This window comes from Aegicerativicinus sediminis (assembly GCF_015476115.1).
In the GTDB taxonomy this organism is placed as follows: domain Bacteria; phylum Bacteroidota; class Bacteroidia; order Flavobacteriales; family Flavobacteriaceae; genus Aegicerativicinus; species Aegicerativicinus sediminis.
The window spans coordinates 2,253,406-2,268,362 of record NZ_CP064295.1 but is presented as its reverse complement, the minus strand read 5'-3'; the positions used below and the strand labels follow the sequence as shown (position 1 = coordinate 2,268,362).

The 14,957-nt window shown below is 35.6% G+C and carries 14 protein-coding genes; 12 read left to right on the top strand and 2 right to left on the bottom strand.

Going from position 1 to position 14,957, the window contains the following annotated elements:
• Nucleotides 1–50: 50 nt before the first annotated feature.
• From fdhF to ISU00_RS09720, 10 genes are all read left to right on the top strand, one after another.
• On the top strand, nucleotides 51–2,783 hold the full coding sequence (gene fdhF / locus ISU00_RS09765; protein ID WP_228850474.1) for a formate dehydrogenase subunit alpha: 2,733 nt from the start codon (nucleotides 51–53) through the stop codon (nucleotides 2,781–2,783).
• A gap of 140 nt (nucleotides 2,784–2,923) precedes the next feature.
• Complete coding sequence (locus ISU00_RS09760) at nucleotides 2,924–3,277, top strand: DoxX family protein (RefSeq protein WP_228850473.1); 354 nt, start codon at nucleotides 2,924–2,926, stop codon at nucleotides 3,275–3,277.
• A gap of 225 nt (nucleotides 3,278–3,502) precedes the next feature.
• Entirely contained in the window at nucleotides 3,503–4,405 is a 903-nt protein-coding gene (locus tag ISU00_RS09755) for a dioxygenase family protein (protein WP_228850472.1), read from the top strand.
• 234 nt (nucleotides 4,406–4,639) lie between these two features.
• Nucleotides 4,640–5,608, top strand: a complete 969-nt coding sequence (locus tag ISU00_RS09750) for a M28 family peptidase (RefSeq protein WP_228850471.1) — start codon at nucleotides 4,640–4,642, stop codon at nucleotides 5,606–5,608.
• A 134-nt stretch (nucleotides 5,609–5,742) separates the two neighbouring features.
• Nucleotides 5,743–6,489: a DUF6090 family protein gene (locus ISU00_RS09745; protein ID WP_228850470.1), complete on the top strand. Its 747-nt coding sequence runs from the start codon at nucleotides 5,743–5,745 to the stop codon at nucleotides 6,487–6,489.
• Nucleotides 6,490–6,668: 179 nt separating this feature from the next.
• Entirely contained in the window at nucleotides 6,669–7,880 is a 1,212-nt protein-coding gene (locus ISU00_RS09740; RefSeq protein ID WP_228850469.1) for an acyltransferase family protein, read from the top strand.
• A 190-nt stretch (nucleotides 7,881–8,070) separates the two neighbouring features.
• Nucleotides 8,071–8,358, top strand: coding sequence for a YdhR family protein (locus ISU00_RS09735; RefSeq protein ID WP_228850468.1), 288 nt, complete (start codon nucleotides 8,071–8,073; stop codon nucleotides 8,356–8,358).
• A gap of 71 nt (nucleotides 8,359–8,429) precedes the next feature.
• Entirely contained in the window at nucleotides 8,430–8,780 is a 351-nt protein-coding gene (locus ISU00_RS09730) for a DUF2200 domain-containing protein (RefSeq protein ID WP_228850467.1), read from the top strand.
• Between the two features lie 4 nt (nucleotides 8,781–8,784).
• Nucleotides 8,785–9,618 (top strand): alpha/beta hydrolase, encoded by an 834-nt coding sequence (locus ISU00_RS09725; RefSeq protein WP_228850466.1) that lies wholly within the window; start codon nucleotides 8,785–8,787, stop codon nucleotides 9,616–9,618.
• A 45-nt stretch (nucleotides 9,619–9,663) separates the two neighbouring features.
• A complete protein-coding gene (locus ISU00_RS09720) occupies nucleotides 9,664–9,915 on the top strand; it encodes a CBU_0592 family membrane protein (RefSeq protein WP_228850465.1) in 252 nt (83 codons plus the stop codon).
• A gap of 7 nt (nucleotides 9,916–9,922) precedes the next feature.
• Here the strand turns inward: ISU00_RS09720 and ISU00_RS09715 are convergent, their stop codons facing one another.
• Both ISU00_RS09715 and fabG read right to left on the bottom strand, forming a co-directional pair.
• Nucleotides 9,923–11,317 (bottom strand): tetratricopeptide repeat protein, encoded by a 1,395-nt coding sequence (locus ISU00_RS09715; protein ID WP_228850464.1) that lies wholly within the window; start codon nucleotides 11,315–11,317, stop codon nucleotides 9,923–9,925.
• Between the two features lie 5 nt (nucleotides 11,318–11,322).
• Complete coding sequence (gene fabG, locus ISU00_RS09710; protein ID WP_228850463.1) at nucleotides 11,323–12,060, bottom strand: 3-oxoacyl-ACP reductase FabG; 738 nt, start codon at nucleotides 12,058–12,060, stop codon at nucleotides 11,323–11,325.
• 429 nt (nucleotides 12,061–12,489) lie between these two features.
• Here fabG and ISU00_RS09705 point away from each other — a divergent pair, with 429 nt between their 5' ends.
• The gene (locus ISU00_RS09705) at nucleotides 12,490–13,992 is read left to right on the top strand and encodes a sodium:solute symporter family transporter (RefSeq protein ID WP_228850462.1); all 1,503 of its coding nucleotides are present in this window, start codon (nucleotides 12,490–12,492) and stop codon (nucleotides 13,990–13,992) included.
• A complete protein-coding gene (locus tag ISU00_RS09700; RefSeq protein ID WP_228850461.1) occupies nucleotides 13,976–14,944 on the top strand; it encodes an alpha/beta fold hydrolase in 969 nt (322 codons plus the stop codon). Before ISU00_RS09705 ends, ISU00_RS09700 begins: the two co-directional genes overlap by 17 nt.
• Nucleotides 14,945–14,957 lie beyond the last annotated feature (13 nt).

The following is a 14,957-nucleotide window of genomic DNA, read 5'->3' as shown; positions in this document are numbered from 1 at the left end:
GGAAAAAGGGTGCCAAATAGTAAAAAATTGAAATTAGAATTCTCCAGGCTATGAAAACTGCTTTTATCGATAACCAAGAATTTAAAATTAACGATGGCGAAATGATGTTATCATTTATTCGTCGCCACAAGGGGACTAAACTTGTCCCAACCCTTTGCGATGCCCCAAATTTGGAACCCTTTGGTTCCTGCAGGGTATGTAGTGTGGAAGTAGCATTGGAAGAAGGTGGCAAAACCAAAACTATGGCTTCTTGCCACAGTCCAATTGGTGAAGGACAGTACATTTATACAAGTACCCCCAGCATCAAAAAATTGCGTAAAAACATATTAGAGTTAGTCCTAACGGATCATCCACTAGATTGTTTAACCTGTGAGGTAAATGGTAATTGTGAATTACAATCAGTAGCTGCACAAGTGGGAATCAGGGATGTTCGGTATCCTGAAGGCGATAACCATTTGCAAAAAGAAAAAGACTTGAGCCATCCTTATATGACATCCGATTTTTCTAAATGCATTAATTGCTACAGATGTGTTAGGGCATGTGATGAAGTTCAAGGGGAATTTGTTTTGAGTATGGCAGGAAGAGGATTCGACTCCCATATTATTAAAGGCCTAGACCAATCTTTTATGGACTCGGATTGTGTAAGTTGCGGAGCCTGTTCCCAAGCCTGTCCGACATCGGCCATTTCAGATGTTTTTCAATCAAAAGCCATTTTTGCAACCGAAAAAACCAGAACTATTTGTACCTATTGTGGTGTCGGCTGCAACCTTGAGGTATCTTCCACAAATGGTGAAATATTAAGCATTAGAGCTCCGTACGACGCCGAAGTAAATCAAGGCCACACATGCTTAAAAGGTCGCTATGCTTTTAAGTTTTATAATCATCCAGAGCGATTAGATTCACCTATGATCAAAAGAAATGGTGAATTTGAAAAGGTAAGTTGGGAGGAAGTCTATAGCTATATTACAGACAAATTCACACATTACAAAAATGAATTCGGACCCGATTCATTAGCTGGTATTTCCTCATCTAGATGTACCAACGAAGAAAATTATTTGATGCAAAAGTTTTTTCGAGCGGTCATCCAAACCAACAACATAGATGGCTGTGCAAGGGTTTGCCATTCTCCTACTGCACTTGGCATGCAAAGAACGTTCGGAACGGGAGCGGCCACAAATTCTATTGAAGATTTAAAACACACCAATTGCATCCTTGTTATTGGTGCCAATCCTACAGATGCACATCCAGTTACCGGAGCCAAATTAAAACAGTTTGCAATGAAATCTGACAATGTCTCTATTGTCATTGATCCAAGACGTACTGAATTAGCTCGTTACGCCACCTTCCATTTACCCTTGAGACCGGGAACAAATGTTGCCGTTCTAAATACGATGATGTACTACATTATAAAAGAAGGATTAGCCGATGAATCATTCATCGCCAACCGTACCGAAGGCTTTAAGGAATTCAGAGATGAATTATTGAACTTAGATATCGATAAAATGGAGTCGGTTTCTGGGGTAGACCGACAACTTGTACGCCAAGCAGCCATTGCCTATGCAAAGGCACCAAACGCAATGTCTTTTCATGGTTTGGGGGTAACAGAACATTCACAGGGCACATTTACGGTAATGCAAATTGCCGACCTCGCTATGATTACGGGTAATATAGGCAGGAAAGGTGTGGGGGTAAATCCACTTAGGGGACAAAACAATGTCCAAGGCTCAGCAGATATGGGTGTTCAACCTCATCAAGGTGCAGGTTACCTCGATGTAACTAAGGATGAGGTGAACAAAAAATACAATCAATTTTATGGAGTGGAAGTTCCAAAACATATCGGCTACAAAATTCCTGAGATGTTTGATGCTGCTCTTGCTGGCAAACTAAAAGCCATATGGATTATTGGGGAGGATGTGGTTCAAACTGACCCTAACACCCAAAAAGTAATTAGGGCTTTGGAAGCTACAGATTTAGTGATTGTCCAAGAACTATTCATGACGGAAACAGCCAAACATGCAGATGTGATTTTACCAGGGGCGTCGTTTTTAGAGAAAAGCGGCACATTCACTAATGGGGAACGTCGGGTACAAGCAGTGCGACAAGTAGTACCTCCATACCCAGGGTCTAAGCCAGACGGACAAATTATTATTGACATCATGAATCGCATGGGATATAAGCAAGCTGATTATACCCCTGACGGTATGTTGGAAGAAATTTCACAGATTGTTCCTTTCTTTGAGGGAATCAGCTGGGATCGACTTGGGATAAATGGCTTGCAATGGCCAGTGAGTGCAAATGGAACAGACACTAAAATATTGCACACATCTGAATTTAAACGAGGTAAAGGTTATTTTGAATTTAATCCTTGGGAGGAAACAAAAGAATTAACTACTCACTCCAAAGATTATCCCTATATACTAACTACAAATCGTGAATTGGAACATTACAATTGCGGTGCTATGACCAGAAGAACCGCCAATGAGCAATTGCTGAAAAGTGACTACCTAATGATCAACCCAGAAGATGCAGAAATCCATTTTATTGAAGATGGAGATTTTGTATGCTTGGAGTCAGCACGGGGCAAGGTAGATGTACGTGCCAGGATTACAGACGAAGTAAATAAAGGGGTTCTCAGCACTACCTTCCATTTTCCTGAAATTATGATCAACAATATCACTGGAGATGTTCACGATTCTGAGGCCATGTGTCCAGAATATAAAGTAGTTGCCGTACGGATAAGAAAAAGTAAAGGAAAGTTCAAGCAGTTGGCAATGGAGGAATAATCAATTGTGGCTGAAATTTAAAGTAAATTTGGCTAATTCCAGTTTTCGGATAATTCGAAAAGAATATTGGCATTTGCATAACCCTGAACTTGGAAAAATCAAAATAATAAAGACCAACAAGGTTATATTCAAAATAACTTATGATTAAAACCATACTATTAATTTTATTAGGCCTTTTTTTCATATTGAATGGGGTAAACCATTTAATAAACACTAGTTTTTATGAAGAATATTCCCATAAAAAAGGTTTAATATCCCCAAAACTAATGGTTCGCATCAGTGGTATTGCGCTTATATTCGGCGGACTTTCTCTAGCCACAGGATATCTAATGACTATTGGAATTATTGGTCTTTCAGCTTTTTTGGTAATTGCTTCGTTTACCATCCACCAATTTTGGAAGGAAGAAGGTCATGATAAAAAACTGCTAGAAGGGATGCACTTTGCAAAGAATATGGCCATACTAACTGAGTTGATATACGTTGCTAATTCTTGAAAATTTAAATTGGCAATTATTAAATATTATCACATAGTTCTCTATAATCTTTTCAGATTTCAGAAGACCTAATTTACTATCAAAAATTTACTACCTTAGGGATCAGCTGAATACAAGCTGAATATGAATTCATTTTGCGTCGCCTCTTCAAAAATCGTGAAACTTAACAGGCTTATTTGATTGGTATATATTCAAAACTAATCTAACTAACCATTTTAAGACATTATGAAAAGAAGAACATTCATTCATCAATCATCCCTTCTTGCTTTCAGTATCAGTGCCTTTGGAACCATTCAGTGGAATGGTGAAAAGTTTGTTGGGGACTCCCCTACGACCACAGATATTCTTGGGCCATTTTACCGTCCGGGAACTCCTCTGAGAAGTAACATTATACCGAAAGGATCGAAAGGAATTCCTATGCACCTCAGCGGAACAATTTTCAAGCGGGATGGTAAAACGCCACTTAACAATGCCTTAATTGAGATTTGGCAATGCAACGAAAATCAGGTGTACGATAACGCCACGGATGATTACCTCAACAGAGGGGCTTTGAGAACTGCAGCCGATGGCAAATACCATTTCACCACGATTGTGCCAGTACCCTACAAAGCGAATCCAGATAACGAATCGAGTTGGCGACCTGCTCACATACATATGCGCGTTTCTAGCCCCGAGCAACAAGATTTAATCACCCAGATTTATTTCAAGGGAGATAAGTACAACGGTTCAGATGACAGTGCCTCCTCACCATCTGCCGCAAACAGGATTTTAGAAATTGGAACCAATTCCAACAATGAAAAAAATGTTGTGTTTAATGTTGTTATGAACGAGACTTTCCCATTAGCGGATAATGAGTTTAAAAAAATCGAAGGACTTTACCGTACGGATCAAAAGATTGCCGACAGCGATCGCATTTATGAGTTTGTTAGGAAGGACGACCTTCTTTTCATGAAATTAAAGGGTCAATATGTCGCTAGCCTAAAATATATTGGAGATAACACATTTGAAGGCGGATTGGGGTATCCTAAGGTAAAATTCGACCTTCAGCAAGGAGGAATTCATCATGCCACAATAGAATCACGAAATGGCAGGATCTTAGCTGAAAAATTCTTGAAATATTCTGAATAGCAGGGCCGAATGAATTAGAAGCTTATTGCAAAGGCTAGTATAGAAATTTCAAAAAATCGACTCATATTATTTCACCTCGTTTTTTATATAAATCGAAGAACAAAATTATTGGATTTTATAAGGCAAAATTCCCTTTCTTTTTGCGAAGTGAACTATTTTAGTATACTCAACAAGAAATTAACACAAGATTCTTTTCATTGAAAAATTCTCCATTAATCCTCTCCCCTAACCCAAATGAACAAATTTCCTATCATCCTTTTAGCCTTTCTTTTTATTACTGCTTGTAAAAGAAATACCTCCATAGATATAGACTTTTTAAACGAAAAACTCTTAATACATCATCTTAGGGTAATTTCCCACGATTCCTTGCAAGGTCGATTATTTGGAAGCGAAGGCAACGAAAAAGCAAGGCAATTTATTTCGAAACAATTCGATTCCCTCGGGATAGAACCTGCCTTTTCAAATGGAAATATTCAAAACTTCACACATAACTTCACAGCGGCTGAATGGGAAAAAACAAAACATTTCAATACTCCTCACTCGCAGAGTGAGGTGGTTGAAGATACTTCAGTTTCTGGAGGAAACGTGGTGGTTAAAATTGATGGGGCAAGAGAAGAAGCTTTTTTTATTACAGCCCACTTAGATCATTTGGGGGTTGACAACAACACTATTTATAATGGTGCTGATGATAATGCTTCAGGGGTAGCAGCATTATTGAGCATTGGCAATTATTTTAAAAACCACAAACCAAACCATACTCTTATCTTAGCTGCTGTAGATGCTGAAGAAATTGGTTCACTAGGTTGCGAGTATTTGGTTAATCATTCACCCGTACCCCTAGAAAAGGTAATACTAAATGTGAATATGGACATGATTGGCCGTAATGAAGACAATGAAATCTATGCCTCTGGTTTATACCATAATCAACAATTACAGAAACCTTTAAACAGGCTTTCTACAGAAAATATTAAGCTATTATTCGGTCATGATAACCCCCACAACAAAGCGGTTTCTGATTGGACGAATTCTTCAGATCATCGAATTTTTTATAATCACGACATACCCTTTATCTATTTCGGCGTGGAAGACCATAAGGATTACCATGAACCAACAGATACTTTTGAAAATATAGATACGGAATTTTACATCCATTCTGTTGAACTTATAATACATGCTATTGAAGCATTAGACAATACCCTTTAAATAGGGTTACGCAGCCCAATGAAAAGTCTAATTTCATTTCCTTGAATAGGACTTAAAATCTCTCAGTTAATAATTGATTGGCCTAAGGTTTTGAAATTCCTTATTTTTATTTGGGTCTCAAAATTGACTTCCAAATGATTAAATTGTTTAGAAATATGCGTAAAGGGTTAATTTCAGATAAAAATTTTGGCAGATATCTATTATATGCCTTTGGGGAAATTGTATTGGTAGTCATAGGTATTCTCATTGCCCTTTCAATTAATAATTGGAATGAGAACCGGAAACGAAAGAATAAAGAAATCTATTACCTAAATAGTGTAAAAACAAGTATTGATCTCTCCCAAAAAGAATTTAATAGAGTAATAAATGATGCTGAAGAAATTCATTCTAGTGCCGACACATTAATAGTTTTGTTGGCCACAAATAGTACCAACAAATTAAGAAACAAAACTTTGGACTCCTTAATGTACAATTCAGGAGATTATAGCATTATGTCGTTAAACGATGCTGGAATTAAAGAAATATTAAACACAGGTTCTTTAGATATTATTCAAGATGAAGGAATTAGAATCATATTAGCGTCTTGGGATGAACGCATTCATGAGATAAGGAAATTTGAAAATGAAACTGAGAACCTTGCTCGGAATTATGACAAGTATATTATGGATTTTATTGACTTATCGAGATTTTTCACAGACTCACTTCAGGGAATCGTAATACCTGATAAAAGGAATGATCTTATCTCCGACCCGGTTTTCCGGAATCATTTAGGAAAAATCTCTTTTGCTCATGCGAAAATGCATAACATGTATACAGAGGAAAAACAGTTTTTGGATTCTTTGGATATTTTAATTGATAACTATCTCGATAAAAATCCCTAAGCCCCTCAATTCACATGACTTTTTATTGCCTCAAAGTCACTTTAAAATATTTTTTTAACTTTATGCCAATCGGCTCCTACCCTACACCGAAATTTCCTACAGCATGTTTCTTCCCTAAGGATTAGCTTAACCTAAGGTTATAGGCGTAACTGTTTATGGCCTCTAACTAAACTAACCATATGAAAAACCAACCAAGAAAAACTGAAAGAATCCATTCTTTAGATTCCTTAAGAGCTATTATGATGCTATTAGGCCTTGTAATACATTCCGCTATTACCTACGGAGTAGTGGATTACGGGAATTCATGGTCATTAAAAGACCCAAACACAACCCAAAGTTCCAATGACTTTATTGTATTCTTTATACACGCCTATAGAATGCAAATATTTTTTGCAGTTGCGGGCTTTTTTGGAGCAATGCTATTTTATGAGAGGAGACCGCTAAAAATGGTAAAGAATCGAGTAGCAAGAATTGTATTACCATTTATTGTTTTCGTGCTATTACTGTGGCCTACAATTCTCTTTTCCTTTACATATACCCAGCTCATATTTGGAGGTGTGCCAGATGCTTTCACCAAAGCATTAACTGTTTTTACCCCTTGGGACACTTTAATACCTGATTCCACCTTCCATTTATGGTTCTTGTATTATTTAGCCATTATTACCTTTGTTTCAACTGGCTTGGCCTTATTTATGGGGCGATTACCAAATTTGAGCAAGTTTATCTCAAATACCTTTAGTTGGATACTAAAACGAAGTATATTAAGGATACTATTATTTGCAAGTTTGTCAGCATTGGTTTACCAGATTATGGGAACTTGGAATGTGGCCACTTCCACTTCTTTTACATTAGATTTTAACACCTTTCTATATTACTTTTCATTTTACATATTTGGTTGGGTACTGTATAAATCGAAACATTTGCTGGACACCTTTATGAAACATGATTGGTTAAATACCATTATTGGAATTACGCTGTTCACGCTTTACTTTTTTATGGAGGGATCTTGGAGCTTTTCGGTCAATGTCATTGTAAAATCTCTTATGGTTTGGACCTTCATCTTTGGAATTACAGGTCTATTTATTCGCTACGGGAGTAATCATTCAGCAAAAATGCGTTACATCTCAGATTCATCCTATTGGGTATACTTAGTCCATCTAAGTTTTACTGCCTTAATTCCAAGTTTAATTGTTGAATGGCCAATCCCTTCAACCTTAAAATTTCTATTTGTACTTACGACCACTGGTATTATCAGTTTTGTGAGTTACCATTATTTGGTTAGAGGAACTTTTATCGGTAAATTTTTGAATGGCAGGAAATATTCAAGAAAACTTTCTGATATTAAAAAAGCTGGGGAACGGTCATCACCACAACCGGTATTGGAAATCTAAGATTACTGCGGACTCACTTTTTTTTGGATTTCTTATAACCCTACCTTTAGAATTATCGGTTGAACTGATAATAACTTGACATGTTTTTATTATACATAAGACACAACTTATTTATTATCCCAGCAGCCATCAGTTGTGCTTTATGAAGCTGAATCAATAGTAAAGTCGAAAATTATTTAAAATTTACTCTATGATTATCCAAACCATCAAATTTCAATCTAGATTATCTGAAGAAGAAGTATTAAGGATTGCAAGGGAAAGAGAACCTCAATTCCAAAAAATATCAGGGCTTATTCAGAAATATTACATTAAACTGCCTCAAGAAAACCATTATGGAGGTATATATGTATGGGACTCTAGGGAGTCTCTCAATGCCTTCAGAAATTCTGAACTAGCTGCAGGCATACCAAAGGCTTATGGTATTGTGGAAACTCCTTCTATTGAGGTAGTTGATGTATTGTTTCAGTTAAAAGATTAATCATTACTGGAGATAGGATAATACCAAATATTTTCAGAAAAGGCATAAATTAGAGGTCTAATTCCCTATCCATGAATAAACACCGCATTTACACAACTTCTTTCGCAAGTGTATATCCGCATTATATTGCAAAAGCTGAGAAAAAAGGACGTACCAAAGAGGAAGTAGACCATATTATTTTATGGTTAACAGGCTACGATCAAAACTCATTGGATCAAATTATTTCAGATAAAACAGATTTCGAGACTTTTTTCGCGAATGTCCCAAAGCTGAATCCGAATGTATCCAAAATTACAGGTGTCATATGTGGTTACCGTGTTGAAGAAATTGAAGATCCATTGATGCAAAAAATTAGGTATCTAGATAAATTAATTGATGAATTGGCGAGGGGGAAGGCCATGGAAAAAATATTACGTTCCTAGACCTATGTTAACATATATCTTTAATTTAAGATTAAATTACCTCTTACTTTTCATTGGGGTTTTCGTCTTTCAATACTCAGCAAAATCACAAACCAACGATTCTATTCCCGACCATGATAATTTCATCATTCGTTCTAAACATGTTGAAGAAGATAGGGTCATTAATGTGTGGACTCCTCCAAATTATGAAGACAATAAGAACCGTTTCCCGGTGTTATACATGCCAGATGGTGGCGTTAAAGAAGATTTTCCGCATATTGCAAATACCCTTGCCAAACTAATTAGCAATAAAGACATCCCCCCGCATATATTGGTAGGAATAGAAAACACAGTTAGAACAAGGGATCTTACCGGATTTTCAGAAGTTCCTGAAGACGAACAATATTGTCCCTTAACTGACGGCGCATCAAATTTTCGTGATTTTATCATCAAGGAATTAATTCCTGAAATCAATAAAAAATATCGAACCACTAAAAAGAGAGCAATTATCGGGGAATCTCTTGCAGGTTTGTTTGTTGTTGAAACCATGCTTTTAAAGCCAAATGCTTTCAACCATTACATTGCAATGGATCCATCCCTTTGGTGGAATGATCATTATTTGGTTAAGAATTCTGTTTCTTTAATTGAGAATTTTCCTAAAAAACAAATGAGCTTTTGGTTTGCAGGATCAAATGCAGAAGACATTCATATGTATACTCGAATGCTTAAGAAGACTTTTGAAGCGAATGCGCCTGAGACTTTTAAGTGGCATTATTCAGACGAACCCGGGGAATTGCACAACACCATTTTTAGGGCGACAAAAGAAAAGGCACTCATTTGGTCCCTTAATTCATTTTAGGTTTTAACACTGTTAAGTTATAGCGTTCAGGAATTATTACAGCTTATGAATTTGATTGATTGGATTGGTTTTATAGGTGTTTTTCAAATTTTATTAGCCTTTATCCTAAGCATTGCCGGGAAGGTAAAAACTTCCGATTTGTCCTATATCTTATTGAACTTAGTTGGAGCTGCAATGGCTTGCCTAGCGTCCATTTTAATGGATTATATTCCCTTTATTATTTTGGAGGGCGTATGGACAATTGCTTCTTTAGTTGCTCTCCTAAGATTCAAGGCCACACCTAACAACACCAATTAATCAAATATTAAACCATGGTTGTAATGGTTTGTTCCAATAAAGACATGACTTTTTTGGATGGGGAAATTTGGTGTGTGTTTGATATTTGCTCCATCTCTCGCCTAATAGAACTCATAAATTTCTGTTCGGTGATATTCCCTTCCTTGAAATCTACAACAGAGAGAAACCATTTAAAATAGGGGAATGTAATATGTGTTTTAATGGCAAAATTCTCTCTTTCAATTAAATTGTACCTTTTAATACACTTTTTTATGGTTGCATATTCTCTTAGGTAGAGTAAAGTTTCAATATAGGTTCTGAAAAAATTGTTCCAATTATGTTCTAGAATATCTTTTTCATGCAAGGCCAATTGATTCTCCGCATACCTCTTAGCATCCTTATATAGCTCATTATCATTATAACATTTAGTAAGAGAAGAAATAAACAAGGTACGATTGTATTTATTAGACATTTGCCTCACAAAAGGTAGTGCTTGTTTTAACATATGAAGAGCTTTTTTAGGCTGGCCCAACTTCAACAGGTTAAAACAATAGTTGTTTAGATACATTATATAATCATGTCCCTGGTCACTTATAGACAATTCTCCATAGTATAAGGCTTCATCATACTTATGCAATTTCATCAAAATCAACTGCTTATTCCCGTAATAATTCAATAATAATTTTCGCGAATAATAACTTCCATTAATCAACTGTTCTTCCAAATCATTGAAAAACTCCAAAGCCTCATGCAGCAATTCTGGCTTATTCAATGCGATATATGAAATTAATATAAGCGCTTGATACCTATTATAGCCATCTAAATTTGAATCTAAATACAAGCGCTTTAACCAATTCTCCCACTTTGAAGAATTAGGCGTCAATCTAGAATTATGATAATCGGAAACAATATCCGAAGCTGCCTGAATCATACGATTACCAACCTCCTTACAACGGGTATAATCATCATGGTATTGATGGATAAACTCATTGATTAATCCATAATCATTCAGTCTAACCCTTACCAAAAGAAAGATGAGATAGTTTTTTACAACCTCATAAAATTTAATAAAATGGTAATGGTGGGCCTCATAGTTTTTTATCAACATCAACAATTCCTTTTCCTCCTCAGAGGAAATAGTGTCTGTTTTAATACGATTATCAAAATAATTAAGACGCTTATAGAATTGGTCGGTACAGGATGCTTCAAGTTTAGACTGCATCCAATTCATTAAGTGTGAATATTTCCGTTTATCTATACTCTCGTCAAACTCTAATAGATCATCCGGGTGAAGTATATTATTCTTAAGTCGATAAAAAATAATTCTTCTATCATCATCTTGAAATTGTTTAATCCGCTCAAGAAGCATGACTTCATGAGGCAACAAAGTTGTTACGTAGGATGTAAACTTTTTTAATTTCATTTTAATTACATAACCAAACCTCCATCCACGCTCAATACCGCACCATTGACAAATTTTCCTTCATCGCTGGTTAAATAAAGATAGGCATAGGCAATATCCATAGGACTTCCCAATCTGCCCATAGGGGTTTTAGATTCTAAGTCCGAAATAACTTTTTCCGGTATGGTGGTTACCATTTCTGTGGCAATAAAACCGGGAGCCACTGCATTTACATTTATACCTTTTCTACCCAATTCTCGAGCCCAGACTTTTGTCATTCCTATAACACCTGATTTGGTGGCTACATAGTTGGTTTGTCCAAAATTTCCATAAAGTCCAACAATGGATGCAGCGTTAGCAATACTACCACTACCCTGCTCAACCATTACATTAGAAACCGCTTGGGTACAATTGAAAACGCCAGTTAGATTAACATTTAAAACAGTTTGCCATTGCTCATCAGTCATTTTTTTAAGAGTCGCATCTCTAGTAATACCGGCATTATTAATTAAAATGTCAATCCGTCCATAAGTATCAACAATAGATGAAATAGCAGATGCTATGTTTTCCTTATCACAAGTATTGACTTTGTAAAAAGAAAGGTCATTACCCTCATTTTCCGCCAATAATTTATTGCCCGCTACCTCATCAATGTCCCAGCAAATGACGGATGCACCTTCTTTAAGAAACAACTCTACTGTTGCTTTACCAATTCCTTTTGCCCCACCAGTTATAATGGCTACTTTGTTAGTTAGTCTATTCATTTTTATAAATTTTCTATCAAAACTAAACTTAAAATAGCCGTTTAAAGATAAAATATTACAAAGTAATACATAGACTTTTTATTATTAACATGTTTACTTAAATTTTATTTATTTGATTATAAGCATTTTAATATAATTTTTTAATAATCCTGACTTTATGGTTTTTCAGATACATTTTAGGAAATAAACCCTTCAAACCTTCACCGCTATAACACAAATGGCCTTCTTAAGGCGACCAATTCTTAGATTTAAGAGAAATATTGATAATTCATACCCTGAAATAACAAAAAAGTCCATAGCCATTTTTTAATTTCATTTTAAGTAATTCTTATTCTTTGCCTTAATATTGACTTGAATGCTGCACATATAATTCAGGGATATTTTATGAAATCCCTAATTAATAAACAGTTTTTTTGCCAACTAACTAATATGGGAAATTCTGACAGCCTAGTTACTTTAATTAGCCTAATAGTATTTATTACTGTATTTTTTGTTTTAGCCATTAAGTCAAGGGCTAAAGTGGATTCTATTGAAATTTATGCGGTTGGGAACAAATCCTTCTCTACCATTTTTGTCAGTCTGTCTTTAGCAGCTTCTTTAACGAGCGCAGCAACATTTATTATAAACCCAGGATTTATTTCATTGTATGGACTTAGTGCTTATTTGGCATTTGGTGTTGTTATGCCCATTTCCATCTTTTTTGCTCTTATAATCTTCATTAAAAAATTTAGAAAATATGGTGTGAATGTAAAGTCCATATCCATTGCCGATTGGTTAGGAAAGCGATATGATTCACAATTCTTGAAAGTGTTTTTTGGATTCCTAAGCATTCTTCTAATCACCTTTATTGTTCTTATTTGTGTAGGAATTACCAAGGTTGTTTCAAAAGCATTAAATGTGGAGGAATTGTATGTGCTAATAACCTTAGTAATTATTGTATTCACCTATATGTCTATTGGCGGGGCCAATTCCATGGTTTATACCAACTCCATTCAAGCGATTCTTATGGTAATAGTAGCCATTTTGTTAATTGGATCTGGAGCTGAATATATGTTTCAAGCCCAGGGAACCGGACTTTTTGAACGGTTAAATCACATAGACCCAATGCTAACCAAACCCTTTAATTCTGAAAGCCCTTTATTCAGAGACTTTTTTGAGGTGGTAGTTTGTAATGCTATTGTGGGAATTGCAATTGTTTGTCAACCCCATATTTTAACCAAATCATTATTGATTAAAAAAGACGAACAGGTAAACAAATTTTTGTTTTACACCATCATCATATTAATTCTGTTTTTCTCAGTTGTATTTGCCGGATTTTATGCACGATTAATGTTCCCAGAATTAACAATGAATGGCGAAGTCCTTAAAATGGATGGGTTAATGCCAGCCTATGTTGTGCAAAGATTCCCAATATATGTTGGCATATTGGTTATTTTAGGTTTGTTTGCTGCGGGCCTATCCACCTTGGAAGGCTTAATTCAGTCCATCCCTACAACAATTACAAACGATTTTTTACTTCCAATTTTAAAAGGTTTAGGTATTTCTAATACTAATGCAATTAGCGTCAACAAAATGTTAATTGTGGTTGTTGCAATTGCATCCATAATATTGTCCTATCAACAATTAGTAAGTCCGAGTTTAAGTGTCGGTATTTTTGCCCAAAATGGGGTTTACGCTTTTTTCTCAGCCGCATTTGTTCCAGTCTTTTTTGGAATATTTACAAAGACACAAAACAAGACAATTCCCATTATTGCAAGTATTGTAGCAGTAATTACCCATTTCAGCGTCTATTATTTGGAATTAACTCCTTACATGAAGGGGATGGCAGTAAAAAATCCAGCTGTGGCTTCTGCCTTAGCACTTATAATTTCAACAATTATTGCAATGATAGTTTACGTAACGAATCCGATGAAGAATGAAGTGGCAAAATAAAATTAAAGTCACAGTAATGATTATGGGGCTTTCCAAAAAGTCCACCTCAATAATTACCCTAATCCTTTTAGGCAATTTTGTCATGGCTCAAAACATAAAATCTAAACATATTTCACTTCTCAAAGCCGGTATTGAAATGCATTATTTAGAGGCTGGGGACAACCAAAATCAAACTTTCTTGCTTGTCCATGGCCTTGGAAGCAATTCTAAAGCATTCAATAAAACAATTCCAGAAATTTCCAAACATGGTAAAACCTATGCGATAGATTTACCTGGTTTTGGAGAAACAAAAGCATTAAACTCCACGCCAAGTCTCGAAAAATTCGGTGAAATCCTCCAAGAATTTGTAAAAACCAAAAAACTAAAAAACATTGTTCTCGTAGGGCATTCCATGGGCGGACAGATCATTTCAAAACTAGCTCTGACGAAACACCCCAAATGGTTAAAACGATTAGTTTTGCTGTCACCTGCCGGGATAGAGACTTTCACTGAAAAAGACAGAAACTGGTTTAAAGCAGTAATTACAGAAGGCCTATATCTCAACCTATCTGACGCCCAAATTAAACAAAATTTTGACGTTAATTTTTATGGAGCAAAAGTACCTAAAGACGCTCTATTTATGTACGAGGATCGCTTGTCTATTAAAGCAGATAAGGAAAAATATAAAGAGTACTGCGAAACGGTTGTGGATTGCATTTTTGCCATGCTCAATGAGCCCATTTATGATCAATTATCTACAATAAAAGCACCGATAAATATTCTATTTAGCAAGAATGACCTGTTGGTACCTAACAAGATTTTACACCCAGATTTAACAATGCAATCTTTGGTGGATCAACTTAAAGAGAATCACCCAAATATTAATGTCACTTTGATAGGGGAATCAGGCCATTTTGTGCAATGGGATCAAACAGAAATCACTAATAACATCATTTTAAACAAGACTAACTAGTATCATTAATCCA